The organism is Ruegeria hyattellae, from assembly GCF_041537925.1.
GTDB lineage: Bacteria > Pseudomonadota > Alphaproteobacteria > Rhodobacterales > Rhodobacteraceae > Ruegeria_C.
This window is the reverse complement of the sequence record NZ_JBGOSH010000004.1, coordinates 488,583-511,864: the sequence shown is the minus strand read 5'-3', so window position 1 is coordinate 511,864 and position 23,282 is coordinate 488,583. Positions and strand designations below refer to the sequence as shown.

Genomic DNA, 23,282 nt, shown 5'->3' with positions numbered 1-23,282 from the left:
CTCATAGGCCCCGGTCGAGGCCCCCGACGGCACCGCAGCCCGACCCATCGTGCCATCCTCGAGCACAACATCAACCTCAACCGTCGGATTGCCCCGGCTGTCCAATACCTCACGACCAAAGATGTCGATTATCGTGCTCATGATGTTCTGTTCCCGGCTGGTTCCTGATTGCCGGGGTCTTAACAGAGAACACCTGCGGGAAACCACACCTGTTAGCGACATCAAGTACCGGGAATTTCATCTTTTTCCATTCGCGCGCCCACCACCCGCTCGCGCCAGACCACATAGATGCCCGCACCGACGATCACGGCGACGCCGGTCAGCATCATCAGATCGGGCCGTTCCCCGAATACGGTGGTGCCGATGATCAGCGCGAATACAATGCGCGAATAGCGAAACGGGGTCACGAACGAGACCTCGCCGACCCGCATCGACGCAACGATGGCCAGATAGGCCGCCGCCGCCACCAGAACGAAGCCCGCAAACAGTGCCCAAAGCCCGATGGATGCCGAAACATAGGCCTGATCGCTAAAACCGGCCAGTATCGCCGCCGAGGGGATCAGAGTCAGAAAAGCCAGAAAGCTGAGTTGCAGCGACGAAGTCTCATCTCCCACGCGCCGGGTCACCACGTCTCGCACCGCCAGCCCGAACACGCCTTGCACCGCAAAAAGAGATTTCGCGTCAAAGCCTTCGGTGCCGGGGCGGATCACCAGCAGCACGCCCAGAAACCCGATCATCACCGCGCTCCAGCGACGCGGACCGACCCGTTCGCCCAGAAACAACGCCGCCCCGATGGTCACCACCAGCGGCGTGGCCTGCAGGATGGCCGAGGCCTGCGATATCGGGGTGAGCGCGATCGCCGTGACAAATCCGACCGTGCCGACGATCTCGGCGATGTTTCGCAACAGGACCGGCCCCTTGAGATAGGCGCGGGTCCAAAGCGGCTGGCCGCTGGCCACGGTCATCACTGCAAAGACCAGCGCGCCACCGCCACCAAGAATCGCCAATATCTGCCAGGTGGGCAGCAGATCGGCCATCAGTTTGATGAACATGTCCTCCAGCGCGAAGCCCAGCATCGCCAGTGACATCAAGATCGCGCCGCGCAGGTTCTGGCTTGTGTCGCTCATACCGGATCTCCTGCGGGTGTGTTCCGGCCTCCAGTGCAGGCTTTGGTCGGAATGTGCAAGGTTCCGTTTCAGCGTTTGCGCAGCGGGACGCCGTAAAGTTCTAGCTTGTGACCGCGCAACTCATAGCCCAGCTTGGCAGCGATCTTTTCCTGCAGCGCTTCGATCTCGGGGTCGACAAATTCGATCACCTCGCCCGAGTTCATGTCGATCAGGTGGTCGTGATGATCCCGCTCGGCATCCTCATAACGGGCGCGCCCGTCGCCGAATTCCAGCCGGTCCAATATGCCCGCTTCGTCGAACAGTTTGACGGTGCGGTAGACGGTGGCAATTGAAATGCCCGGATCTATCGCGATGGCGCGGGCATAGAGCTCTTCGACATCGGGGTGATCGGCGCTTTCCTCCAGCACCTTCGCGATGACGCGGCGTTGCCCGGTCAGGCGCAGCCCCATGGCCTCACATCTGGTTATGATCGTACTGGACATAGCGTGTCCCTTGCTCCGTCTGGATGCCCGGTGTAATGCCTTGTGCGCCGTAGCGCCACCGGGTTTCGCGATGAAACCACGTTCAGTCGCGACGCCGCAGATCAGCCCAGACCGGCAGATGGTCCGAGGCGATATGGGCGGGTTGGTCGGAAAAAACCTCATGACGCACCGCCTCCAGCTCCGGCCCCAGCGCGATCCGGTCCAGCGGGCCGAGCGGGCGCAGGGCGGGAAAGCTGGGCAAGGGCCGCAGAAAGCGCATCCTGGGGGCGAGGCGGTCAAGGATCGGCTGGTGCGACCAGTCGTTGAAATCCCCGGCCCAGACCGTCGGCATCGGTGACAACGCGGCGATGTCCTGCACCAGATGGATGACCTGCCGTCGGCGCGACTGCGCCAGCAGACCCAGATGCAGACCGACCACCCTGAGCGGGCCAATGGGCGTCGCCAACTCCACCCGCACAGCTCCGCGCGGCTCAAATCCCGGCAGATCATGATGGGCCAGAGCGTCAAACGTGATGCCCGTGCCTTTCCAGATCACCGCATTGCCGTGCCAGCCCAGACTGCCCGCACCGCCCAGATCAGCGATCTGCCAGCCCGCCTCGTTCAACACGAAATGCGGCAGCGCTGCGGGGCGCGGCGGCAGGCGCTTGTCGGCCTCTTGCAGCACCACGACCTGAGCCCCAAGCCGTTCCAGCACCTGCAGGATGCGACGCGGCTGGCGCCGCAGGTCGAGCCCGACGCATTTCTGAATGTTGTAGCTGGCAAGGCGCAGCGTAGAGGAGTGGCTCATGAAGGATCCCGTCTGGATGCCCTATTTGTGCGATGCCGCCGTGCCTTATGCAAGAAGGCTCAGGTACCGCAGAACGTCGCCTGAACCACTTCGCTCTCGGACGGAGGACGGGTCAGATCGGCATCGTCGGGATGATCGGCAAACGGTGCCGACAGGACCGCATTCAGGCGGTGGAACAGGGCATGTTCCCCCGCCACGGCCGTCCCGATCATCTGTTCGATGCGATGATTGCGGGGAATGACCGATGGATTGGACGCGCTCAGGGTTGCCGCGGTATCCTCTTCCCAAGCGGCGCGGTCGGTCCAACCGTCTTGCCATGCGTCGAAGGCCTGCGGGTCGAGGAACTGATCGCGTGCTGCCGGCGACCCAAGCGCGCGGAAGGTGTTGGTGAAATCCGCCTGGTTCTCGGCCATACGAGTCAACAGATCGGCAATCATGGCCTGATCGCCGTCTTCCTGTTGCTGAAAGCCCAGCTTGGCGCGGAAACGGGTCAGCCATTCGGATTGCAGCAATCCGGGCATCGCGTGCACGATCTCGGTGGCCTCTTCGACACCCGCATCGCGGCTGTCCATCTGCTGGATCAGCGCGGTGGCAAATTGCGCCATGTTCCAGACCGCGATGTCGGCCTGGTTCGAATAGGCATAGCGCCCCATCCGATCGATCGAGCTATAGACAGTGCTGGGATGATAGGCATCCATGAAGGCGCAGGGGCCGTAATCGATGGTCTCGCCTGCGATTGAGCAATTGTCGGTGTTCATCACCCCATGGATGAAACCGACCGACATCCACTGTGCGATCAAACGCGCCTGCGCTTCACTCACTGCGCGCAGCAGACCCATCGGCCCGTCCGCCTGCGGATAGTGGCGCTCGATTGCATATCGGGTCAGCTGCTTGAGGTTTTCTGTCTGGCCGCGCGCGGCAAAGACCTGAAACGTGCCGACACGCAGATGGCTGGACGCCACGCGCGTCAACACCGCGCCGGGCAAGGCGGTTTCACGAAACACCTGCTCACCGGTCTCGACCGCCGCCAGCGCCCGTGTGGTCGGGATGCCAAGCGCGTGCATCGCCTCGGACACGACATATTCGCGCAGCACCGGCCCCAGCCAGGCGCGCCCATCACCGCCCCGCGAGTAAGGCGTGCGCCCCGATCCCTTGAGCTGAATATCCCGGCGCAAACCGTCCGTGCCGATCGTTTCGCCCAACAAAACCGCGCGCCCGTCGCCCAGCTGCGGGTTGTAGTTGCCGAACTGGTGACCGGAATAAAGCTGCGACAGTGGTAAGGACCCGTCGGGGATGTCATTGCCGGAAAAGACCTGCGCCATTTCGGTAACCTCGCCCGGAGTGATCCCCATCAGGCGGGCCAGATCCTCGTTGAATGCCAGCAGATGCGGCGCCGCCACCGGTTGCGGGTCCTGCCGCGTGTAAAACGCCTCGGGCAGTCGGGCATAGCTGTTGTCGAACGGGATCGCGAATGTCATGGGCTGAACATATGCGCGCGCCCGGGGATTGCCAGAGGCTTCTGCCCTGCCGCATACCCCTGACAGCGCAAAACGGAGGAACCACCATGACCGCAGACGAGATTATCGACCATCTGAGGCTGCAGCACCATCCCGAGGGCGGCTGGTTCCGCGAGACCTGGCGCGCTGACAATTCCGGCCGCGCCACCGGCACTTGCATCTATTTCCTGCTCAAGGCGGATGAACGCAGCCATTGGCACCGGGTCGATGCCACCGAAATCTGGCTCTACCACGCTGGAGCGCCCCTGATCCTGTCGCTCAGCGCGGATGAGACGGGCCCAGCCACAGAGCACCTGCTCTCGCCCGATCTGAGCGCAGGACAGCCCCAGCTGATCGTTCCGAAAGGCCACTGGCAGGCGGCACGTTCAACCGGCGACCATACGCTGGTCAGCTGCACCGTCTCGCCCGGTTTCCAGTTCGACGGATTCGAATTGGCAGCACCGGATTTCGACATTCCGCGCGCTTGACGCAAGCGGCAACGTGGATAGGCTGAGCGCATGGATCACCGCACCCTGATTGCTTCACTTCCCACCGAGACCAAATTCGCCCTCATCGCGCGATCCGACAGTGCCGGGCTTAGGCATCTGGGGCTTTACGGAACCGCGCTTGCCGCCTGCACCATCGGTATCCTCCTGCAGGTGCCGCTCTGGCCGCTGCTGATCCTGCCGCAGGGGTTGCTCTTGGTGTTCCTCTTCACGCTCAGCCATGAATGCACCCACCAGACCCCGTTCAAATCCCGCTGGATCAACGAGGCGGTGGGTCATGCCTGCGCCATCCCGATCGCCCTGCCTTTCGTCTGGTTCCGCTATTTCCACCTGGCCCATCACAAATGGACCAATGACCCCGCCCGCGACCCCGAGCTTGCGGGCAAACCGCGCCCCGATAGCTGGCCCAGCCTGCTCGCCTATTTGAGCGGCTGGTTCTACTGGCGCGGCATGGTGCAAACGCTGCTCCAGAATGCCTTTGGTCGTATCGACGCGCCCTACCTGCCGCAGCGCCAACACGCCGCCATGCGTCGTGAGGCCCGGGTTCTGCTGGCGCTCTACGGGCTGGGTACGCTCAGCCTGATCTACTCACCGTTGCTCTTCTGGATTTGGATATTGCCGGTGCTGATCGGCCAGCCTTTCCTGCGCCTCTACCTTTTGGCCGAACACGGGCTGTGCCCGCCGGTTGCCAATATGCTGGAAAACTCGCGCACCACCTTCACCACGCGTATCGTGCGGTTTCTGGCCTGGAACATGCCCTACCATGCCGAACATCACGCCTTTCCCAATGTGCCGTTCCACAAGCTGCCCCAGTTCCACACTCTGACGCGAGCTCATTTGAAATCAACCTCGGATGGCTATGCCGGGTTCACCACCAGCTATGCGCGCGCCATGCACCGAGACCCGATCCGTTCTTCGTCTGGCTGAAAACTATCCGGTGGAAAGGATTGCCTGCGAACAGGCGGAGCCCGGACCCTCAAAGCGATGGCGGCAGCGCCCCTGCCCGAAATCCCTTACGCGGGTACGGGAATGCTCACGACCCCGCCCCCCACAAGCGCACTGACGCCGGTGGTTCCGGGACAACTGGTCGGCAAGCCACGCACAACCCGGACGGCGAGATAGCCAAAGGCCTGCGCCTCCAGCATGTCCCCGTTCAGACCGATCACCTCAACCGGCTCCACCGGGCAGTCGAGCGAGACCTGCAGCATCTGCATCAGCACCGGGTTGTGACGGCCGCCGCCGGTGACCAGAACCCGCGACGGCGGCACCGGGCAATGCTCGACCCCCTGCACAACACCGGCCGCACACATGCCGGTCAGCGTTGCCACTGCATCGGCATCGCTCAATTCCTGCACCAGATCGATCATCTCGGAAAAATCGTTCCGGTCTAGAGATTTGGGCGGCATCTTTGCAAAGTATGGCTCGGCTAAAAACAACTCCAGCGCGCCGGTTTCCACGGCGCCCTTGCGCGCCAGAGCGCCATCGCGGTCCATTGACAGACCCAGCCGGGCCTGCACCAGATCATCTATCGGCGCGTTGGCCGGACCGGTATCAAAGGCCAGCAGCGCGCCCGGGTCCTCGGGGCGGTCGAAGCCGGGATCGACATATGTCAGGTTGCCAACCCCACCCAGATTGAGAAAACAGAGTGGTTCGCTCAGCCCGGCCCATTTGGCGCAGGCGAAATGGAAAAATGGCGCCAGCGGCGCGCCCTCACCGCCCAATCGCACATCGTCCGAGCGGAAGTCCCAGACCACCGGCGTTTCCAGCGCATGTGCCAGTGCCGCGCCATCACCCACCTGCAAAGTGCCGCGCCCGCGTGGCTCGTGACTCAGCGTCTGGCCGTGGAAACCGATCAGGTCGATCCCTTCATACCCGGCGAGCGCCGCGCGATGCGCTTCGGTCACCAGATCCCCTGCCGCCTCGACCTCTGCCCCGTGCCACTGGCCCAACCCGGCCCGCAACACGGCGCGGTCAGCGTCGGAATAGGCTCGATACCCGGTCTCGCCAAAGCCCGAGATCGTCAGACCGTCGGTTTCGATCACGGCGGTGTCCACCCCGTCCAGCGAGGTTCCCGACATCGCTCCCAGCGCCTTTACCGTGCCTGCCTGCGCAATGGCCCTATTCATGGCCTTTTCCTTCTCATTCCTGCCGCCTATAACCTGCCTCGCAATTCAACCCCGAGGCAAGACATGACCTACCACCCCAAATCGGATTTCATCGCAGTGATGATGGAGCGTGGCTTTCTCGCCGACTGCACCGATTATCAGGGCCTTGATGAGGCCCTGAGCAAAGGGTGCCAGCCCGGCTATATCGGGTTTGACGCAACCGCCAAGTCGCTGCATGTGGGATCGCTGATCCAGATCATGATGCTGCGCTGGCTGCAAAAGACCGGGCACCGACCGATCACGCTGATGGGCGGCGGTACCACCAAGGTGGGCGATCCGTCTTTCCGCGCTGATGAACGTCCGCTGCTCGGTCCCGAACAGATCGACGCCAATATCGCCGGGATCCGAAAGGTCTTCTCGGCCTATATCGACTATGACAGCGGCGCGGAAAACGCGGCGATGATGCTGAACAATGCCGAATGGCTGGACGATTTGAACTATCTCGACTTCCTGCGCGATATCGGGCGGCATTTCTCGGTCAACCGAATGCTCAGTTTCGAGTCGGTGAAATCGCGGCTGGACCGCGAGCAATCGCTCAGCTTCCTCGAATTCAACTACATGATCCTGCAGGCCTATGACTTTCTGGAACTGAACCGCCGCTATGGCTGCGTGTTGCAGATGGGTGGCAGCGATCAGTGGGGCAATATCGTCAACGGTATCGACCTGACCCGCCGGGTGATCGAGGGCGAGGTGTTTGGCCTGACCTCACCGCTGCTGACCACCAGCGACGGCAAGAAGATGGGCAAGTCGCAATCGGGTGCGATCTGGCTGAATGGCGATATGCTGTCGCCTTACGAGTTCTGGCAGTTCTGGCGCAACACCACCGATGCCGATGTGGGGCGGTTCCTGAAGCTCTATACCGAATTGCCGATTGACGAATGCGACCGTCTGGGCGCGTTGGCGGGCTCCGAGATCAATGAGGCCAAGATCCGGCTGGCCAATGAGGTGACTACGCTGCTGCATGGGTCTGAGGCCGCCGCCAAGGCCGAAGCCACTGCCCGCGAGGTGTTCGAAAAGGGCGGCGTGGGTGGCGACCTGCCCACCTTGACGCTGAGTGCGGCTGATCTGGGCGACGGCATGTCCATCGTGCAGTTGATCGTGAAATCGGGTCTGGCCAAATCCGGCAAAGAGGCCAAGCGCCTGATTTCCGAAAACGGCGCCAGGCTGGACGACGCGCCGCTGACCGATGCAGGGCTGATGATCGACGCGGGCGCACTGGCCGCGCCGATCAAGCTGAGCGCGGGCAAGAAACGCCACGCGCTGGTCAAGCTAGACGGCTGAGGCAGGGCAGAATCCATTTCTGTTGATCCATGTCATGGGGCTGGCGGCCTGCCTGCCCCATCATCGTGACATAGATGCAATCGGAGGGAGCCCATGTTTGAGAAAATCGTCGTCGGCCTCGACGGATCGGAACCATCGGATCGCGCCATGCGCGTGGCCTGTGAACTTGCCGGGAAATTCGGCTCAAAGATCATTCTTGTCCACACCCCGCAGCCACAGACCGTTGCCTTCGCCCTCGGGGCGACAATGGCCTATCACGCGGTGACAACCATGCCGACCGAGGTCGAGGTCAAGCAAGCCGCCGACAAAATCGTTAACGCGGGCAAGGCGATTGCCGCAGATAAAGGCATCGAGGTCGCTGAAACCCACATTGATCGCGGTGATCCGGCCGAGCAGATCGTGAAATGCGCCGAAAGCGCGGGCGCGGACCTGATTATCACCGGTCGGCGCGGTCTGGGGAACTTGCAGGCGCTGGTTCAAGGCAGCACCACGCAACGGATCGGAAAGCTGTCCAACTGTTCCTGCCTGTCTGTCGTCTAACGCAGACCTCATCCAGCACTGGACAGGACACCGGCTTCCCGGCTATTTGAACGTATGTTCAAATAATGGGGTTTTGCCATGCAAATGTCCAATACAGCCGCAATCGTGACCGGGGGTGCCTCGGGACTGGGAGAAGCCACCGCGCGCCACTTCGCCAAGCACGGCGCGCAGGTCACTCTGCTGGACCGGGATGCCGAGCGCGGCCCGCGCGTCGCCGAAGAGATCGGCGGGCATTTCGTGCAGACGGATGTGACCGATGAGGGATCGGTTACGGAGGCAATTGCTGTTGCCCTCGACCGAATGGGAAGAATCACCGCTTGCGTAAACTGTGCGGGTATAGCGGTCGGGATGAAAACCGTGGGCAAGGACGGCCCGCATGGTCTGGCGCCGTTCCAGCGGACCATCGACATCAACCTTGTTGGGTCGTTCAATGTCTCGCGCCTTGCCGCCGCTGAAATGGCCCGAAACGACCCCGAGCCCGATGGCGCACGCGGTGTGATCATCAACACCGCCTCGATTGCGGCCTTTGACGGGCAGAAGGGGCAAGCCGCCTATGCGGCGTCAAAAGGCGGGATTGTGGGGATGACCCTGCCGATGGCGCGCGATCTGGCCTCCACGGGTATCCGGGTGATGGCCATCGCGCCCGGTATCTTCATGACGCCAATGCTGGCGAGCCTGCCGGAAGAGGTGCAGCATCAACTTGCGGCGGATGTTCCCAATCCGGCGCGGTTAGGTGATCCGGCGGAGTTCGGACGGATGGCGGGATTCATCGTCGAGATGGGCTATCTCAATGGCGAGGTCATCCGCCTCGACGGCGCATTGCGGATGCGGTAACGCTGAGCCATGTCCCAGAAAGACAAGATGCTGGTAGGCGCGTGGTATAGCTGCCTCGATGATGAGTTGGAGGCGATGCGCCAGCGTGCCCGCAACGCCGTGCATAAACACAACACCATGCCACCCGATGCCAGAGGTGCCATGGCGCCGCAACTGGCGGAGCTATTTGGTCATGTCGGTCGGGATTGCCTGATCGAGGCCCCGTTTCACTGTTCTTACGGCATCAACCTGATGCTGGGCGATCTGTCTTATCTGAACGCGGGCTGCGTCATCCTCGATTCAGCACCCGTGCGCATCGGGTCGGGCACGATGCTGGGGCCTGCCGTGCAGATCTATTGCGCGCAGCATGCCAAGGACCCGGTGGAGCGCGCCAAAGGCATGGAGATCGCCCTGCCCGTCACGCTGGGGGACAATGTCTGGATCGGCGGCGGCGCGATCCTTATGCCCGGCGTGACCATCGGGGAAAACGCCATTGTCGGCGCGGGCAGCGTGGTGACCCGGGATGTCGCGCCCGGCCATACCGTTGTGGGGAATCCGGCACGGACGCGCTAGTTTGAACCATTGTGCACCTTTGGCTCAAAACGGGCGACTATCTTAAACCTGCCCTATCAGGATTATCAGCAAGTCTTGCAACAAACGCATTACATTTCTGGCCCGATGGCGGCTCGGCTGACAAAGTGAGCTTTCGCTGCGGCTACTCCAATGGCAGCTTTAGAAAAGTGGCTCTACAAACGGTTGTCGATTTCGGGCGCTGTACTCGCGCCCTAAATCAAGATTGTGAAACAGTTAGTTTCTTGGTCATCGGCTTGTAGATGAAATCCATACTCACCAAGTCTACTTGACTGAAGTCGTGAAATCGAAGGACTAAAAAAGGGAAAAGGTCAAGGTAACGGTGGTGGCTGGCCAAGTCAGACAGGAAACCCATCTGGAGGCGGTCGCTCAAACGGACCGTCCAGCGGGGGCAAAGGTAAGTAATTCCCTCACGCGTATCCAATGGTTGGTTAGCCGTTATATCTCAAATCGAGAGGCCTATTTGTTCAGAAAACGGGTGGCAGGAGATGACGATGTCGAAGAAAAGCAGCTTTACAGACAAAGAACGTGCAGCATGGCATGACAATCGCCGTCACAAAATTCAGGGCGACGCAGACATCGAAGTTTATTCCATAAGTGGCAATACCTGCATCCATTGCGGCACTCCCCTTAGTCAGGATATTCCTGACGGATACGAAGCCGCGCTATGTGATGCCTGCGATTAAGTTGCGCTCGCCAGGAATCCCTTAGTTTAAGTTCTCCAAAAACCCTCATTTGTGGAACAGTAGCAGAGTCACCGTCACTAGTGCTGCCGCAAACGCCGCTAAGAACTTAACCTATTGACGATGGTTTTTGGCTTTCCGGCGTTAGCGGTCATTTGATTACTGTGCAGCGTCTGTCAAAAAAAGCTCAAAGCGGACCTTCACGACAGGCCCATTGTACTCTTGCCGGGTCAGTTTTGACGTATTGTACCAACGCCTTTGACTTTCCAAAGCTAGCCCTCGGCCTTTTCTTCCAGAAGCAGCCATTGCTCTTCTGCGATAGAGAGCTTCTCCTGACGTTCTACAAGGGCTTGCGTGGCTTTCTGAAACTTGACCGGCTCGCGTGTGTAAAGCTCGGAATCGGCCAACAACCCCTCCAGCTTGCCGATCTCGGCCTCCAACCGCTCGATCTCGGCGGGCAGGTTCTCCAGACGGTGTTTTTCCGCAAAGGACAGGCCCGTTTTGGGTTTCGGTGTCGCTTTGGGCTTGGGTTTCGCGCTTTTGGGTGCGTCACCAGCGCCGGGAGCGTCGGGTGTGCGCTGGGCCTGATAATCGCTCCACCCGCCCGCATAAGCGGTGGCGCGGCCGTCGCCCTCCATCGCGATGGTGGTGGTGGCGACCCGGTCCAGAAAGTCGCGATCATGGCTGACCAGCAGTACGGTGCCGTCATAATCGTCCAAGAGTTCCTGCAGCAGATCCAGCGTTTCCACATCCAGATCGTTGGTCGGTTCATCCAGCACCAGCACATTCGAGCTTTGCGCCATCAGCTTGGCCAGCAACAGCCGCGCCTTTTCGCCGCCCGACAACGAGCGCACCGGTGCGCGGGCCTGGCGGTCGTCAAAGAGAAACTCTTTCAGGTAGCCCACCACGTGTTTCGGGGTGCCGCGCACCATGACCTGATCGGCCTTGCCCGATACGCGCATCGAGGGGTCGCCGGTCAGGCTGTCCCAGAGCGTCATGTCGGGGTCGAGCTGCGCGCGGGCCTGATCGAACACGGCGACCTCCAGATTGGTGCCCAGCTTGACCTGCCCGTCATCGGGTGCGACCTGCCCCAGCAGCATGTTCAGCAAGGTGGTCTTGCCCACACCATTGGGGCCGACAAAAGCCACCCGGTCGCCGCGCTGCACCAGCAGATCGAAATTGCGCAGGATGGTCTGCCCGTCGAAAGCTTTTGAAATGGCCCGCGCCTCGATCACCTTTCGGCCCGATTTCGGCCCCGCCTCCAGCGCCATCGCCGCCGCGCCCTGACGGTTGATCTGCGCGGAACGCTCAGCCCGCAGCGCCTGTAATGCCCGCACCCGGCCCTGATTGCGTGTCCGCCGGGCGCTGATGCCCTCGACTGCCCAGCGGGCCTCGGATTTGATCAACCGGTCCATCTTGTGGCGCGCGCTGTCCTCTTCTTGCCAGACCTTGTCGCGCCAGGTCTCGAACGCCTCGAACCCCTTTTCCTGTCGCCGCACCATTCCCCTGTCAATCCAGAGGGTTGCGCGGGTCAGTGCACGTAGAAACGCGCGGTCATGCGAGATCAGGACAAAGCCCGCACGGGTAGAGGACAGTTCCCGCTCCAGCCAGCCAATGGCCTGAATGTCGAGATGGTTGGTCGGCTCGTCCAGCAGCATAAGATCGGGGGCCTCGGCCATCAGTTTGGCGAGTGCTGCACGACGTCGCTCGCCGCCCGAGGCGGTGTCGACGGGGCGGTCGGGGTCAAACTTCAGCCCCTCACCCGCGCGTTCGACCTTATAAAGCTCGCCCGGTTCCAGACCGCTCGACGCATAATCGCCCAGCGTCGCAAATCCGGCCATGTCGGGGTCCTGCTCCATGTATCCGACGGATTTTCCCGGCGGGATGGTGATCTCGCCCGCATCCGCCTCGACCAGCCCGGCCATCACCTTCATCAGGGTGGATTTGCCAGAGCCGTTGCGCCCGACCAGCGCCACGCGGTCGCCCGGTTGCACCATAAGATCGAGGCCTGAAAACACCGGATCGCCCCCGAAGGTCAGCGAGATACCGGACATCTGCAAAAGAGGAATACGTGCCATGACCTGCCAGCTACCTCTGCGTGCCCTTGGCGTCAACGGCCTGCTGGTTTTGGCGCCGCATAGGTGGTTTCAGCCAACCAGTGCCCGCAGCAACTTCTTTCGCGCGGGCGGGATTGACCGAATTTCGAGCCCGGTGAAGACGTGCAGCGTGTTCATCTGCCGATCCACCACCGCATGGTCGCTAACCCAACCGCCCATCGCCAGATAGGTGCGCAACAAGGGGGGCATCCGCAGCATCGCCTTTTTCGAATCGGGCTTGCGGCGCAGCCGGGCCGCAAAGTGGAATACATCGGGCGCCTTGACCCGTGGCAGCCAGCGTTTGGGGGCCAGATGACGATGCTTCAGCATCGCGAAGGCATCCAGATAGGCCTCGGCCTCGGTCCCTGCAAAAGAGGAGCAGCCGACCAGCATCTCGACCCCGTTTTCATCCACATAGGCCGTCATCGCACCCCAGGCGGTGCGCAGGATATCGGGGTCGCCATAATCCGGATCGATGCAGAAGCGGCCGATCTCGACCATGCGCCCCTCGAACGCGGCCAGCGCGGACAATTCGTAGAACTGCGCCGAATAGCTGCGCCCGATCTCACCCCCGCCCTGCATGTCGAAGAGCCGGAAACAGCAGACCAGATGATTTCCGTTGCGCCGGTCCTCGACCAGCACATGCTGGCAAAACCCGTCAAAGGAATCGCCATCGGTGGTTTCGGTGGAAAAAGCCCGTGAGCGCAACACGCGGGCGGCGGCGATATCCGCCGCGCCACTCGCCAGCCGCGCCCGGTAGCGCCCATTGTTCAGCATTACCGTGTTCGGCAGCTCTTGTTTCAGCATCACCTGCGCCATGATCGCGCCCTCCGCAGTGCTGCACGATATCCTGTTCGGTGGCTCACTAGCATACAGAGTATGACGGCAGTTTGACGGGTGCCAGTTTATTCCCCTGTCGGAAGCACTGTACCCGGATCGAAATTGCCCAGATTGCCCAAGAGCTGACGCAGGAAGGTCTTGTCCTGGAGGCTGGATTCAGTCACCCGGCGCTGCAAGGTAATGACCTGGCCCTTCTCAAGGCCAAAGCGCTCGATGTTGCGCACCACGCCCGAGCGGTCGAAACTGATCGCCACCAGTTCGCGCGAGACGATCTGGGGCGCGCGCGCGCCGTAATGGCGGAATCGGGTCTGCACGTAATAATAGCCGCTGTCTTCCAGCACGCCCGAAGCGGTGGGTGCGCCGATCGCCTCGATCACGCTGTCGCGCGTGTCAACGCCAACAGTCACTTTCGACAGATCTTCGGCGGGCGGGACATAGCCATGATTGCGATAGATCTCGGCACAGGCCGACACGCACAGAACAACAACCCCCATCATAGCGATGCGGGACATCATCTGTCCTGGCAGCTTTGCGGCTTCAATCATCCCGGCCCCCTTGCCTTGGCTGTGCACGCCTTCTATCCCGATTACATAAACCGGCCAAGTGGTTCAACCAACGAAAGTCCTGACATGCCGAATGAGGATGTATTGCGGGTCGCAGACCTGCCTCAAAACAGCCCGACCCGTTTCAAGCTGCGCCCCGCCGCGCCAGTCCTGTCCCAGATCGCCATGGAACTGGACCTGCTGGACCTGCGCAAACTGGAGTTTTCCGGCCAGCTTGCCGCCCAGGGCCGCAAGGACTGGCGCCTCACGGCCAAGCTGGGTGCAACGGTGGTGCAGCCCTGTATTGTCACGCTGGAACCGGTGACCACCCGCATCGACATCCCCGTAAACCGGTTGTTCCTAGCCGACTGGCACGAACCCGAGGCCTCGGAAGTGGAGATGCCCGAAGATGACGAAACCGAGCCATTGCCAACTGAACTGGATATGCAGCGGATCATGCGCGAGGCGCTAGCGCTGGCGCTGCCGCTTTACCCGCGCAGCCAGAGTGCCGAAACCGGCGAAATGGTCTTTACCGAACCCGGCAAGGCGGCGCTGACTGACGAGGATGTCAAACCCTTTGCCGGGCTGGCCGAATTACGCGACGCGCTGAAAAAAGACCAATGACAATGCAGCTTTGACATGTCATAGGAGGCGACCAGAAAAACCGCTTGAACATGACGAGATTCGCAGTATTTTCGCGCGCTCATCGGATTTATGGTTGGACAACGCGGGGGCAACGCCCTAAACGCGCGTCACGCCACGAGACACGTAGACTATAACCGGCCCTCCGGCATTGACCGCGGCCCTTAGCGAGACAAAGGTTGAGACAATGGCTGTCCAACAGAACAAAGTATCCAAATCGCGCCGCAACAATCGCCGCGCGCATGATGCGCTGGTTGCTGCAAACCCGAACGAATGTGGCAATTGCGGTGAATTGCGCCGTCCGCATCACGTGTGCCCGTCCTGCGGCCACTATGACGACCGCGAGGTTGTCGCTCAGACCGACGAGATCGATCTGGACGAAGACGCGGCCTGAATGGTCGCAGACTAAGGCATGGCGGCACAGCCCGATCAAACCGGATCAACCCCTGGATCAGCAACGGGGCGGATCGTCATATCGGTTGATGCGATGGGCGGTGATGCCGGTCCTTCGGTCGTCGTGGCCGGAATCGCCAAGTCGGCAGAAAAGAACCCCGATATCGGGTTCATCCTGCACGGTCCGGAAGACGCTTTGCGCAAGCTAGTTGCGAAACGGCGCGGCCTTGAAGGTCGCGTCGAATTTCGTGATGCCAGCGACGTTGTCACCATGGACGACAAGCCCAGCCAGGTTGTCCGCAGCGGTAAGCAGACCTCGATGTGGTCGGCGCTGGAATCGGTGCGCAACGGCGAGGCTGCCGGGGCGGTGTCCTGCGGCAATACCGGCGCGCTGATGGCGCTCAGCATGATGCGGCTGCGCAAGTTGCCGGGCGTGAACCGGCCTGCCATCGCGATCCTGTTTCCCTCACGCAACCCGCAGCGTTTCAACGTTATGCTGGATGTGGGTGCCGATATACGCGCCGAAGCACGCGATCTGCTGCAATACGCGCTGATGGGTGCCTCTTATGCCCGCAACGGCATGGAACTGCCCCGCCCGCGCATCGGATTGCTGAATGTGGGCACCGAAGAACATAAAGGCCGCGCCGAGTTGAAAGAGGCGCATGCGCTGATTTCCGACTTTGCCGAGCGGTCCAATTTCGATTTTGCGGGCTTTGTCGAAGGCAGCGATATCACTGGCAATGCCGCAGATGTGATCGTGACCGACGGGTTCACCGGCAATGTAGCGATCAAGACCGGCGAAGGCACCGCCAGCATGGTGGGCGGGCTGTTGCGCGAGGCGTTCAAATACTCGATGCTGTCCCGGCTGGCCTCGGTTCTGGCGATCACGTCGCTCAACCGCCTGAAAAAACGCATCGATCCGCGCCGCGTGAATGGCGGCGTGTTCCTCGGACTGAACGGTACGGTCATCAAGTCGCATGGCTCGGCCGATGACACTGGTGTTTCGGCGGCGATCAAACTGGCATTCACGCTTGCGCAGTCCGGGTTTACGGAAAAACTGGCGGCACGGGTTGCATCCACCGGCGAGCTTACCCAAGATGCCGCTCACGCCAACGAGGCGGCAGACCCATAACAAATTGACAGGTGACCCATGACAGGCCGTGCAGTCGTCAAAGGCATCGGACACTATTTGCCCGAACGCATCGTGCCGAATGCCGAATTCGAGGCGACGCTGGAAACCTCAGATGAGTGGATTCGCACACGATCCGGTATCGAGCGGCGGCATTTCGCCGCCGAAGGCGAAACCACTTCGGATCTGGCGGCCAATGCGGCACGCGCAGCGCTGGCGGATGCCGGGCTGGAGGCCGATGACATCGACGCGATCATTGTCGCGACCTCGACGCCGGACCTGACCTTTCCATCGGCGGCCACGATGGTGCAGTCCAAAATCGGAATGACCCGCGGCTTTGCCTTTGACGTGCAGGCGGTCTGCGCCGGGTTTGTCTATGCCTTGTGCAATGCCAACGCTCTGATTCTGGCCGGTCAGGCCAAACGTGTGCTGATCATCGGGGCCGAGACGTTTTCCCGGATCATGGACTGGTCCGACCGCTCGACCTGCGTGTTGTTCGGGGACGGCGCTGGCGCGCTTGTGCTGGAGTATCAGGAGCAATCGGACGACGACGACCGGGGCATTCTGGCGGTGGACCTGAACTCGGACGGTCGTTTCAAGGACCTGCTCTATGTGGATGGCGGGGTGTCGACCCACACCACCGGGCACCTGCGCATGCAGGGCAATCAGGTCTTCCGGCACGCGGTTGAAAAACTGACCCAAGCCGCCGAAACGGCGCTCGAGAAGGCCGGTTTGGAGAACAAGGATGTGGACTGGATCGTGCCGCATCAGGCCAATATCCGCATCATCCAGGGCACAGCCAAGAAGATGGGCCTGCCGATGGAGAACGTGGTCGTCACCGTGCAGGATCACGGCAACACCTCTGCCGCGTCGATTCCGCTGGCCATGTCGGTGGGCAAGGCGCGCGGCCAGATCAAACAGGGCGACTTGATCGTGACCGAAGCCATCGGTGGCGGTCTGGCTTGGGGTGCTGTTGTCCTGCGCTGGTGATCCGGCGCAAACCAGCCAAGCCAAACGATTGAAATTCATTGATATTGACAGGGAAAAACCCTGCGCCCTATGCTCGCGCAATAACAAGGGGATCAGCATGGGCGACAAGACTTTAACCAGAATGGATTTGAGCGAAGCCGTTTTCCGCGAAGTTGGATTATCGCGCAACGAAAGCGCGCAACTGGTGGAAAGCCTTCTCAATCACATGTCGGACGCTCTGGTGCGCGGCGAACAGGTCAAGATCTCGTCCTTCGGCACGTTCAGCGTTCGCGATAAATCAGCCCGGATCGGCCGCAACCCGAAAACCGGCGAAGAGGTTCCTATCCAGCCGCGCCGCGTGCTGACCTTCCGCCCCTCGCATCTGATGAAAGACCGGGTCGCCGACGGCAACCGAAAAACCTAGGACCTTCCCCTCATGGCAAAGTCTCGTGACGCGTTTCGCACCATCAGTGAAGTTGCGGACTGGTTGGGCGTGCAGGCCCATGTGCTGCGATTCTGGGAAAGCAAGTTCACCCATGTCAAACCGGTCAAGCGGGCCGGTGGGCGGCGCTATTACCGGCCCGCCGACATGCTGCTGCTAGGCGGGATCAAGCATCTGCTGCATGACGATGGAATGACCATCAAGGGCGTTCAGAAATTGCTGCGCGAACAAGGCGTTGCGCATGTTCAGGGCTTTTCGCAAGGCCTCGACGAGGCCGCGGCGGATGACGTGAGTGACGGCGCGAATGTGATCCGGTTCCAGAAACCTGCGCCCGAGGAAAAAACCTCGACCCAGATCGACATGGACTTGCCGCCCGCGCCGGAGATGGAACCTGAGGCGCCCCCATCAGAGAGCCGCGAATCTCATCCCGTTGACGCCAACCCTGCCCTCTCGCCACGGACGATCGACCGCCCCGACCCACCCCATGAGGGCGCGCTTTCCTGTGCGCCGGGACCACTGTCGCGCCTTGCGCGCGTTGCCCGGATCGACCCTGATCACCTGCCCGCCGCAACGGCGATTGCGCGGGATTTGCGGGACTGGATTGACCGGCAGGCGTCGCGCTGAGACGGATAAGAAAAAGGCAATGATTTCCTCTTGCCCCTGCCCGCAAAACCTTTATGAACACCTCAAAGTCGGGCTATGGCGCAGCCTGGTAGCGCGTCCGTCTGGGGGACGGAAGGTCGCAGGTTCGAGTCCTGCTAGCCCGACCAATTCATACCCTCGCTGCAAGACTGCACTCCGGCCCCAAAGGGAATGGAGCAGTTTTGCATGACCGGTGTTTGCCCGAACCAACAGATCGAAGCCATGATCGCCGCAGGCGAGATCATCGCACCCGCCCCGATGCCCGAGGGGCAGATCCAACCCGCAAGCCTTGATCTACGTTTGGGAACAGTGGCTTACCGCGTCCGCGCCTCGTTTCTGGCGGGCGAGAGCCGCACTGTGGCCGAGCGTCTGGATGAGTTCGAGATGCACAGGATCGACCTGAGCCAGGGCGCAGTTCTGGAAAAGGGCTGCGTCTATCTGGTGCCGTTGATGGAATCGCTGGCCCTGCCAACCGATATCAGCGCCGTGGCCAATGCCAAAAGCTCGACCGGACGGCTCGACCTGCTGACCCGCACGATCACTGATGGCGGGACCGAGTTCGACCGCGTGCCCGCAGGCTATACCGGCCCGCTTTATGCCGAGATCTGCCCACGTTCTTTTTCGGTACTGGTGCGGCCCGGCATGCGGCTCAATCAGATTCGCTTTCGCACCGGTCAGGCGGTTCTGAGCGATGTGGCACTCCGGGACCTGCACGCCGCCACCCCTTTGGTCGATGGTGATGCGGTGATCCAGGACGGGCTGGGTTTTTCGGTCGATCTGCGCCTGCCCGACACCGATCTGGTGGGTTATCGCGCGAAACCACATACCGGCGTGATCGACCTCGACCGGATCGGCGCTTATGACGCCAGCGAATACTGGGAGGAAGTACGCAGCAGCGATGGCCGCATCATCCTCGATCCCGGGGCGTTCTACATACTGGTGAGTCGCGAGGCGGTGCATATCCCGCCCGACTACGCCGCTGAAATGGCCCCGTATCTGGCCATGGTGGGCGAGTTCCGGGTGCATTATGCCGGGTTCTTCGATCCCGGTTTCGGCCATGCTGCCGCAGGCGGATCAGGCTCGCGCGGGGTGCTTGAGGTGCGCTGTCACGAGGCGCCCTTCGTACTGGAGCACGGGCAGGTCGTCGGTCGACTGGTTTATGAGCGCATGGCTGAGACGCCCTCGCAGCTTTACGGCGCGGGCATCAGCTCGAACTATCAGGGTCAAGGTCTGAAACTGTCGAAACACTTCAAACCAACCTCCTAACTCATTAATAAATCACAATTTTGTGATGCGCGATGCCATGCGCGCCGCGCGCTGTGCCTTGCGGGCGGTTTGTTTTTGCTGCCGCGTGGCTTGTGCGTGGGGCGGCCCGTCCTCCTGCGCGGCGGGGCCATTGCCCTTTTTCGTCACCGCATCGATCCCCGCATCCACGCCCCGGAAAACCACCCGCTGCATCACCCTACGGATGATCATGTTCAGCAATCTCTCAGCATTCATCGTCACTGCCTCCTCGCTTTGCCTTACCCGGATACATAGCCCGGAATTGCGCCGTTTTGAGGACCCGTGCCATCACTCTTCCTCGAACAGCTCGGTTTGATCCTCGTCGGTCTCACTCTCGTCAGTCGCGTCGCCAACCGGCATGGCACCCGGCGGCGGACGGTTCTCCAGCAGGCCGGCGGCGCGCAGTTCTTTCAGACCCGGCAGATCGCGGGCGCTTTCCAGCCCGAAATGATCGAGAAATTCGGGCGTGACCACAAAGGTCACTGGACGGCCCGGTGTCATGCGACGTCGACCCAGACGGATCCACTCCATCTCCAGCAACTGGTCGATGGTCCCGCGCGAGACCGAAACGCCCCGGATTTCCTCGATCTCGGCCCGCGTGCAGGGCTGGTGATAGGCGATGATCGCCAATGTCTCGATCGCGGCGCGGCTCAGCTTGCGGGTTTCGACGGTTTCCTTTTGCATCAGAAAACCCAGATCGGGCGCAGTGCGAATGGCCCAGGCCTCGCCCACCTGCACCACCCGTACGCCGCGCCCTTCATAGCGTTTGCGCAGCAGTTCCAACGCCTGACCCGCGTCGCTGCCATGGGGCATGCGGGTCTCCAGATCGCGCACGCTGACCGGATCGGCACTGGCGAAAAGCACCGCCTCGACCATGCGTTCCTGTTCCGCCATGGGCGGCGCATCGAACAGGCTTTCAGCGGGGGCGTCCCGGGGGTCTTCAGTCACGTGTCTCTGTCCTCTTGCGCAGATGGATCGGCGCGAATGTGTCGGTCTGGCGGATTTCCAGATGGCCTTCCTTCACCAATTCCAGCGAGGCGGCAAAGGTCGATGCAGTGGCCGAGCGGCGCCGCATCGGGTCCATTTCCCAGCCCTCGGGCAAATAGCTGGCCATTTCGGTCCAGCTGCCGGCAAAGCCGATCAGCCCGCGCATCCGGTCCAGCGCCTGTTCCATGGTAAAGACCGACTCGCGGTCCATCACGAAGGGGCGGAATTCGTCGCGGGTGCGGATGCGGGCATAACCCTGCATCAGATCCAGCAGCGTTGCGGAATAGGTCACCGTCCTGAGCCGCGTCACATCCTCGCCCTGCCCGCGGGGAAAGAAATCGCGCCCCAACTGATCGCGCGCCATCAGCCGCGCGGCCACGTCCCGCATGGCCTGCAGACGTTCCAGTTGGAAAGCCAGATGCGCGGCCAGTTCTTCGCCCGATGGCCCCTCATCCTCGGGATCGGGCGGCAGCAGCAGGCGGGATTTAAGAAAGGCCAGCCAGGCGGCCATCACCAGATAATCGGCGGCCAGTTCGATGCGCAATTCCTTGGCGTGCTCGACAAAAGCCAGATATTGATGCGCCAGTTCTAGCACCGAGATTTTCCGCAGGTCGACCTTTTGAGTGCGCGACAGGGTCAGCAGCACATCGAGCGGGCCCTCGAACCCGTCGACATCAACGATCAGCGCCTCGGCAGCCAGCCGTTCGGCAACTGAAATCGGATCTTCGGAACTGAGATTATCTACCATAGCCCTGCCCGCCAATGAGGCGGGAGTGTTCCGCCTCGGCGGCCTCAATGTCAAGCGGCTGCGGGTCGCGGCGCTGCGCAATCGCCCGCTCAGCGCGGGTTTGAGCGGCTGTACTCATTTCACCGGCGGCTTCGGCCACGGCGGCGCGGTCATGAAACGATCCGTTGCAATGCAGAACCACATCACATCCGGCGGCGATGGCGCGGGTGGCCTTGTCACCCACGCTGCCACTGAGCGCCTTCATCGAGATGTCATCGGTCATCAACAGACCGTCAAATCCGATCTGCGAACGGATCAGCGTCACCAAAGGTGCAGAAACGGTGGCCGGGTCCGGCCCGACCCGGTCAAAAACCAGATGTGCGGTCATCCCCATCGGCAGGTCGTTCAGCGCCCGGAACGGCGCAAAATCGCTGCTGTTCAACAGATCGGTTCCAACCGTCACCGTCGGCAGTTCGTGATGGGTGTCAAGCGTGGCGCGGCCATGCCCCGGCATATGCTTCATGACCGGCAATACGCCGCCATCCAGCAAGCCGTCCGCCACCGCACGCCCGATCCGCGCCACCTGCGCCGGGTCGCCATCATAGAGACGGTTGCGCAGAAAGGGATGGGTGTCCGAAAAAGCCAGGTCCAGCGTCGGCGCGCAGTTGCTGTCGATGCCAAGCGCGCGCAATTCCCGTGCAATCAGGCGATAGCGCAGATACATCGCGCGCGCGGCCTGTTCACCAGCCTGCGCCACCTCGTCGAGCGGCGGCAGCCAGTCGCGGGCCAGCGGTGGGCGCAGCCGCTGCACGCGGCCGCCCTCCTGATCGATAGTTATGAGGCAATCGCGCCCCACCGCCTCGCGGAAATCGGCGCAGAGCGCGCGGACCTGATCGGCGCTGTCGATGTTGCGCCCGAACAGGATGAACCCGAACGGGTTCACATCCCGGAACAGCGCCTTTTCCTCCGCCATCAGCCGCAGCCCCTCGGCATCCTGGATGGTGGCGCCAAACCTCACCTGACGGTGACCGGGATGCAATCGACCCGTTCCGCGCCCAGCGTGGCACAGAACCGGCGCGCATCACTCATGTCGCTGAATCCCATGGCGCGCAGACGGTAGAAGGTGCGCCCGTTGCTGGTCGCCTTCTGCACCACCCGCTGCTTGTCCGACATATAGTCCGAGAATTGACCCGACAACCGATCCCATTCCGACCGCGCGATTTCAGCGGTTTCAAAGGCCCCCAACTGCGCCAGCCGCGTTCCGGCGGGAATATCGGCAGGATCAACCTCCAGCCCCGCAGCGCTTTCCACCGCAGCATTGATCGCATCGTTAAGGCTGGCCTTGATCACTTTCCCCGCGGGCACTGCGCGCGCGGGTCGCATGATGGGCCGTGGCGAACGCCGCACGCCCGGCGCCTCAAGCAGGTCCGGATCAGGCAGTTGCGCCACCAGATCGGCGGGGTCTATGGCAGGCAGCGGATCGGGCTGCGTGATAGCCGACAGTTGTTCATCGGGCGCATCGCCGGTCAGAACCGCATTATGCACCATCGGCTGCACATCCTTGGTCAACTCGGCCACCAACGCATCGACGCTGCCATGCTTGAAGGCGGCAACAGCGCCGTCGGTCACCGGCTTGGCTGTCTCGACCTCTTCCTGGCTCGGATTGATTTCGCCCATCGGCCCGTCTTCTTCGGCCAGATCAACCGGGCGCGGCGCCAGCACCAGACGATCGGGCGGCGGCGCGGCCGTGCCAAGCGCAGCCACGTTGTTCACCGCCAGACCCTGATGATCGGCAGGTTGTCCGCCAGGCTTCTCTGGCTGAATGCGCATCGGCCCTTCGAGCGCACGCACCACCGGCACGCCGCTCACGTCGCGCACCACCAGCTTCATGCCCCAGACGCCGATCCCCACGACCAACGCCAGCGAGCCAACCGCCCCCAACATGTTGGCCATCCGGCTTAGCCTGCCGCCCAGCGACGGCCCAGATGCACCCATCTCGGCCTCGGGATAGTCGTCATAGTGGATTTCCTGACCATATTGGTCATACCGGGGGCCTTGCGGGTCATACTGCCCGCCACCATCGTAACTCGCCATTTCCGCCTCACTGCCCGTCACGCA

27 protein-coding genes, 1 tRNA gene and 1 pseudogene are annotated in these 23,282 nt (G+C 61.9%); 15 read left to right on the top strand and 14 right to left on the bottom strand.

Translation table 11 applies throughout. From position 1 onward, the window contains the following. The 5 genes and pseudogenes from eno to AB1E33_RS13300 all read right to left on the bottom strand — a co-directional run. A pseudogene (eno, locus tag AB1E33_RS13320) lies at positions 1 to 141 on the bottom strand (phosphopyruvate hydratase); the annotation flags it as partial. Positions 142 to 221: 80 nt separating this feature from the next. Next, on the bottom strand, positions 222 to 1,127 hold the full coding sequence (locus AB1E33_RS13315; protein ID WP_372577760.1) for a DMT family transporter: 906 nt from the start codon (positions 1,125 to 1,127) through the stop codon (positions 222 to 224). Between the two features lie 68 nt (positions 1,128 to 1,195). Continuing rightward, a complete protein-coding gene (locus tag AB1E33_RS13310) occupies positions 1,196 to 1,609 on the bottom strand; it encodes a Fur family transcriptional regulator (RefSeq protein ID WP_372577759.1) in 414 nt (137 codons plus the stop codon). 82 nt (positions 1,610 to 1,691) lie between these two features. Further along, positions 1,692 to 2,396 (bottom strand): endonuclease/exonuclease/phosphatase family protein, encoded by a 705-nt coding sequence (locus AB1E33_RS13305; RefSeq protein WP_372577758.1) that lies wholly within the window; start codon positions 2,394 to 2,396, stop codon positions 1,692 to 1,694. 59 nt (positions 2,397 to 2,455) lie between these two features. Next, positions 2,456 to 3,874, bottom strand: coding sequence for a protein adenylyltransferase SelO (locus tag AB1E33_RS13300; protein ID WP_372577757.1), 1,419 nt, complete (start codon positions 3,872 to 3,874; stop codon positions 2,456 to 2,458). A gap of 86 nt (positions 3,875 to 3,960) precedes the next feature. Between AB1E33_RS13300 and AB1E33_RS13295 the strand changes: the two genes are divergently transcribed. Together AB1E33_RS13295 and AB1E33_RS13290 are read left to right on the top strand one after the other, a co-directional pair. Beyond that, positions 3,961 to 4,380 carry a cupin domain-containing protein gene (locus AB1E33_RS13295; RefSeq protein ID WP_372577756.1) on the top strand — a complete coding sequence of 140 codons (420 nt, stop codon included), beginning with the start codon at positions 3,961 to 3,963 and terminating at the stop codon, positions 4,378 to 4,380. 30 nt (positions 4,381 to 4,410) lie between these two features. Then, positions 4,411 to 5,325, top strand: coding sequence for a fatty acid desaturase (locus tag AB1E33_RS13290; protein ID WP_372577755.1), 915 nt, complete (start codon positions 4,411 to 4,413; stop codon positions 5,323 to 5,325). Between the two features lie 86 nt (positions 5,326 to 5,411). Here the strand turns inward: AB1E33_RS13290 and AB1E33_RS13285 are convergent, their stop codons facing one another. Then, entirely contained in the window at positions 5,412 to 6,524 is a 1,113-nt protein-coding gene (locus AB1E33_RS13285; protein ID WP_372577754.1) for an anhydro-N-acetylmuramic acid kinase, read from the bottom strand. A gap of 63 nt (positions 6,525 to 6,587) precedes the next feature. Here AB1E33_RS13285 and tyrS point away from each other — a divergent pair, with 63 nt between their 5' ends. The 5 genes from tyrS to AB1E33_RS13260 all read left to right on the top strand — a co-directional run bounded on the left by tyrS (position 6,588) and on the right by AB1E33_RS13260 (position 10,474). Beyond that, complete coding sequence (tyrS, locus tag AB1E33_RS13280) at positions 6,588 to 7,844, top strand: tyrosine--tRNA ligase (protein ID WP_372577753.1); 1,257 nt, start codon at positions 6,588 to 6,590, stop codon at positions 7,842 to 7,844. 93 nt (positions 7,845 to 7,937) lie between these two features. Continuing rightward, positions 7,938 to 8,384 carry a universal stress protein gene (locus tag AB1E33_RS13275; RefSeq protein ID WP_372577752.1) on the top strand — a complete coding sequence of 149 codons (447 nt, stop codon included), beginning with the start codon at positions 7,938 to 7,940 and terminating at the stop codon, positions 8,382 to 8,384. A 78-nt stretch (positions 8,385 to 8,462) separates the two neighbouring features. Next, positions 8,463 to 9,218 (top strand): 3-hydroxyacyl-CoA dehydrogenase, encoded by a 756-nt coding sequence (locus tag AB1E33_RS13270; protein WP_372577751.1) that lies wholly within the window; start codon positions 8,463 to 8,465, stop codon positions 9,216 to 9,218. A gap of 9 nt (positions 9,219 to 9,227) precedes the next feature. Further along, positions 9,228 to 9,770, top strand: a complete 543-nt coding sequence (locus AB1E33_RS13265; protein WP_372577750.1) for a sugar O-acetyltransferase — start codon at positions 9,228 to 9,230, stop codon at positions 9,768 to 9,770. A gap of 512 nt (positions 9,771 to 10,282) precedes the next feature. Beyond that, complete coding sequence (locus tag AB1E33_RS13260; RefSeq protein WP_372577749.1) at positions 10,283 to 10,474, top strand: hypothetical protein; 192 nt, start codon at positions 10,283 to 10,285, stop codon at positions 10,472 to 10,474. Positions 10,475 to 10,743: 269 nt separating this feature from the next. Here AB1E33_RS13260 and AB1E33_RS13255 read toward each other — a convergent pair whose 3' ends face one another. From AB1E33_RS13255 to AB1E33_RS13245, 3 genes are all read right to left on the bottom strand, one after another. Beyond that, positions 10,744 to 12,549 (bottom strand): ABC-F family ATP-binding cassette domain-containing protein, encoded by a 1,806-nt coding sequence (locus AB1E33_RS13255; RefSeq protein WP_372577748.1) that lies wholly within the window; start codon positions 12,547 to 12,549, stop codon positions 10,744 to 10,746. Positions 12,550 to 12,618: 69 nt separating this feature from the next. Beyond that, positions 12,619 to 13,386, bottom strand: a complete 768-nt coding sequence (locus AB1E33_RS13250) for a GNAT family N-acyltransferase (RefSeq protein WP_372577747.1) — start codon at positions 13,384 to 13,386, stop codon at positions 12,619 to 12,621. Between the two features lie 86 nt (positions 13,387 to 13,472). Further along, positions 13,473 to 13,952 carry an outer membrane protein assembly factor BamE gene (locus tag AB1E33_RS13245; protein ID WP_372577746.1) on the bottom strand — a complete coding sequence of 160 codons (480 nt, stop codon included), beginning with the start codon at positions 13,950 to 13,952 and terminating at the stop codon, positions 13,473 to 13,475. Positions 13,953 to 14,036: 84 nt separating this feature from the next. Between AB1E33_RS13245 and AB1E33_RS13240 the strand changes: the two genes are divergently transcribed. From AB1E33_RS13240 to AB1E33_RS13205, 8 genes are all read left to right on the top strand, one after another. Further along, positions 14,037 to 14,573 (top strand): YceD family protein, encoded by a 537-nt coding sequence (locus AB1E33_RS13240; protein ID WP_372577745.1) that lies wholly within the window; start codon positions 14,037 to 14,039, stop codon positions 14,571 to 14,573. Between the two features lie 205 nt (positions 14,574 to 14,778). After that, complete coding sequence (gene rpmF / locus AB1E33_RS13235) at positions 14,779 to 14,985, top strand: 50S ribosomal protein L32 (RefSeq protein WP_372577744.1); 207 nt, start codon at positions 14,779 to 14,781, stop codon at positions 14,983 to 14,985. Between the two features lie 18 nt (positions 14,986 to 15,003). Further along, positions 15,004 to 16,116 carry a phosphate acyltransferase PlsX gene (plsX, locus tag AB1E33_RS13230; RefSeq protein ID WP_372577743.1) on the top strand — a complete coding sequence of 371 codons (1,113 nt, stop codon included), beginning with the start codon at positions 15,004 to 15,006 and terminating at the stop codon, positions 16,114 to 16,116. Positions 16,117 to 16,134: 18 nt separating this feature from the next. Continuing rightward, on the top strand, positions 16,135 to 17,103 hold the full coding sequence (locus AB1E33_RS13225) for a beta-ketoacyl-ACP synthase III (RefSeq protein ID WP_372577742.1): 969 nt from the start codon (positions 16,135 to 16,137) through the stop codon (positions 17,101 to 17,103). Between the two features lie 97 nt (positions 17,104 to 17,200). Continuing rightward, complete coding sequence (gene ihfA, locus AB1E33_RS13220) at positions 17,201 to 17,506, top strand: integration host factor subunit alpha (RefSeq protein WP_306193890.1); 306 nt, start codon at positions 17,201 to 17,203, stop codon at positions 17,504 to 17,506. A gap of 12 nt (positions 17,507 to 17,518) precedes the next feature. Next, on the top strand, positions 17,519 to 18,148 hold the full coding sequence (locus AB1E33_RS13215; protein WP_372577741.1) for a MerR family transcriptional regulator: 630 nt from the start codon (positions 17,519 to 17,521) through the stop codon (positions 18,146 to 18,148). 69 nt (positions 18,149 to 18,217) lie between these two features. Further along, a tRNA-Pro gene (locus AB1E33_RS13210) sits at positions 18,218 to 18,294 on the top strand. Positions 18,295 to 18,352: 58 nt separating this feature from the next. Then, positions 18,353 to 19,432 (top strand): 2'-deoxycytidine 5'-triphosphate deaminase, encoded by a 1,080-nt coding sequence (locus tag AB1E33_RS13205; RefSeq protein WP_372577740.1) that lies wholly within the window; start codon positions 18,353 to 18,355, stop codon positions 19,430 to 19,432. A gap of 12 nt (positions 19,433 to 19,444) precedes the next feature. Here the strand turns inward: AB1E33_RS13205 and AB1E33_RS13200 are convergent, their stop codons facing one another. The 5 genes from AB1E33_RS13200 to AB1E33_RS13180 all read right to left on the bottom strand — a co-directional run bounded on the left by AB1E33_RS13200 (position 19,445) and on the right by AB1E33_RS13180 (position 23,258). Beyond that, positions 19,445 to 19,666: a hypothetical protein gene (locus tag AB1E33_RS13200; protein ID WP_372577739.1), complete on the bottom strand. Its 222-nt coding sequence runs from the start codon at positions 19,664 to 19,666 to the stop codon at positions 19,445 to 19,447. Between the two features lie 72 nt (positions 19,667 to 19,738). Beyond that, a complete protein-coding gene (gene scpB / locus AB1E33_RS13195) occupies positions 19,739 to 20,344 on the bottom strand; it encodes an SMC-Scp complex subunit ScpB (protein ID WP_372577772.1) in 606 nt (201 codons plus the stop codon). A gap of 46 nt (positions 20,345 to 20,390) precedes the next feature. After that, positions 20,391 to 21,185, bottom strand: a complete 795-nt coding sequence (locus AB1E33_RS13190) for a segregation and condensation protein A (protein WP_372577738.1) — start codon at positions 21,183 to 21,185, stop codon at positions 20,391 to 20,393. Next, a complete protein-coding gene (gene nagZ / locus AB1E33_RS13185) occupies positions 21,175 to 22,182 on the bottom strand; it encodes a beta-N-acetylhexosaminidase (protein WP_372577737.1) in 1,008 nt (335 codons plus the stop codon). The genes AB1E33_RS13190 and nagZ overlap by 11 nt, the downstream gene beginning before the upstream one ends. Beyond that, the gene (locus AB1E33_RS13180; RefSeq protein WP_372577736.1) at positions 22,179 to 23,258 is read right to left on the bottom strand and encodes an SPOR domain-containing protein; all 1,080 of its coding nucleotides are present in this window, start codon (positions 23,256 to 23,258) and stop codon (positions 22,179 to 22,181) included. Before AB1E33_RS13180 ends, nagZ begins: the two co-directional genes overlap by 4 nt. Between the last annotated feature and the right edge of the window lie 24 nt (positions 23,259 to 23,282).

Excerpts from the sequence above, each read along its gene's own strand:
- AB1E33_RS13315 (WP_372577760.1), bottom strand. The coding sequence starts at position 1,127 with ATGAGCGACACAAGCCAGAACCTGCGCGGCGCGATCTTGATGTCACTG.
- AB1E33_RS13310 (WP_372577759.1), bottom strand. The coding sequence starts at position 1,609 with ATGTCCAGTACGATCATAACCAGATGTGAGGCCATGGGGCTGCGCCTG.
- AB1E33_RS13305 (WP_372577758.1), bottom strand. The coding sequence starts at position 2,396 with ATGAGCCACTCCTCTACGCTGCGCCTTGCCAGCTACAACATTCAGAAA.
- AB1E33_RS13300 (WP_372577757.1), bottom strand. The coding sequence starts at position 3,874 with ATGACATTCGCGATCCCGTTCGACAACAGCTATGCCCGACTGCCCGAG.
- AB1E33_RS13295 (WP_372577756.1), top strand. The coding sequence starts at position 3,961 with ATGACCGCAGACGAGATTATCGACCATCTGAGGCTGCAGCACCATCCC.
- AB1E33_RS13290 (WP_372577755.1), top strand. The coding sequence starts at position 4,411 with ATGGATCACCGCACCCTGATTGCTTCACTTCCCACCGAGACCAAATTC.
- AB1E33_RS13285 (WP_372577754.1), bottom strand. The coding sequence starts at position 6,524 with ATGAATAGGGCCATTGCGCAGGCAGGCACGGTAAAGGCGCTGGGAGCG.
- tyrS (WP_372577753.1), top strand. The coding sequence starts at position 6,588 with ATGACCTACCACCCCAAATCGGATTTCATCGCAGTGATGATGGAGCGT.
- AB1E33_RS13275 (WP_372577752.1), top strand. The coding sequence starts at position 7,938 with ATGTTTGAGAAAATCGTCGTCGGCCTCGACGGATCGGAACCATCGGAT.
- AB1E33_RS13270 (WP_372577751.1), top strand. The coding sequence starts at position 8,463 with ATGCAAATGTCCAATACAGCCGCAATCGTGACCGGGGGTGCCTCGGGA.
- AB1E33_RS13265 (WP_372577750.1), top strand. The coding sequence starts at position 9,228 with ATGTCCCAGAAAGACAAGATGCTGGTAGGCGCGTGGTATAGCTGCCTC.
- AB1E33_RS13260 (WP_372577749.1), top strand. The coding sequence starts at position 10,283 with ATGTCGAAGAAAAGCAGCTTTACAGACAAAGAACGTGCAGCATGGCAT.
- AB1E33_RS13255 (WP_372577748.1), bottom strand. The coding sequence starts at position 12,549 with ATGGCACGTATTCCTCTTTTGCAGATGTCCGGTATCTCGCTGACCTTC.
- AB1E33_RS13250 (WP_372577747.1), bottom strand. The coding sequence starts at position 13,386 with ATGGCGCAGGTGATGCTGAAACAAGAGCTGCCGAACACGGTAATGCTG.
- AB1E33_RS13245 (WP_372577746.1), bottom strand. The coding sequence starts at position 13,952 with ATGATTGAAGCCGCAAAGCTGCCAGGACAGATGATGTCCCGCATCGCT.
- AB1E33_RS13240 (WP_372577745.1), top strand. The coding sequence starts at position 14,037 with ATGCCGAATGAGGATGTATTGCGGGTCGCAGACCTGCCTCAAAACAGC.
- rpmF (WP_372577744.1), top strand. The coding sequence starts at position 14,779 with ATGGCTGTCCAACAGAACAAAGTATCCAAATCGCGCCGCAACAATCGC.
- plsX (WP_372577743.1), top strand. The coding sequence starts at position 15,004 with ATGGCGGCACAGCCCGATCAAACCGGATCAACCCCTGGATCAGCAACG.
- AB1E33_RS13225 (WP_372577742.1), top strand. The coding sequence starts at position 16,135 with ATGACAGGCCGTGCAGTCGTCAAAGGCATCGGACACTATTTGCCCGAA.
- ihfA (WP_306193890.1), top strand. The coding sequence starts at position 17,201 with ATGGGCGACAAGACTTTAACCAGAATGGATTTGAGCGAAGCCGTTTTC.
- AB1E33_RS13215 (WP_372577741.1), top strand. The coding sequence starts at position 17,519 with ATGGCAAAGTCTCGTGACGCGTTTCGCACCATCAGTGAAGTTGCGGAC.
- AB1E33_RS13205 (WP_372577740.1), top strand. The coding sequence starts at position 18,353 with ATGACCGGTGTTTGCCCGAACCAACAGATCGAAGCCATGATCGCCGCA.
- AB1E33_RS13200 (WP_372577739.1), bottom strand. The coding sequence starts at position 19,666 with ATGAATGCTGAGAGATTGCTGAACATGATCATCCGTAGGGTGATGCAG.
- scpB (WP_372577772.1), bottom strand. The coding sequence starts at position 20,344 with ATGGCGGAACAGGAACGCATGGTCGAGGCGGTGCTTTTCGCCAGTGCC.
- AB1E33_RS13190 (WP_372577738.1), bottom strand. The coding sequence starts at position 21,185 with ATGGTAGATAATCTCAGTTCCGAAGATCCGATTTCAGTTGCCGAACGG.
- AB1E33_RS13180 (WP_372577736.1), bottom strand. The coding sequence starts at position 23,258 with ATGGCGAGTTACGATGGTGGCGGGCAGTATGACCCGCAAGGCCCCCGG.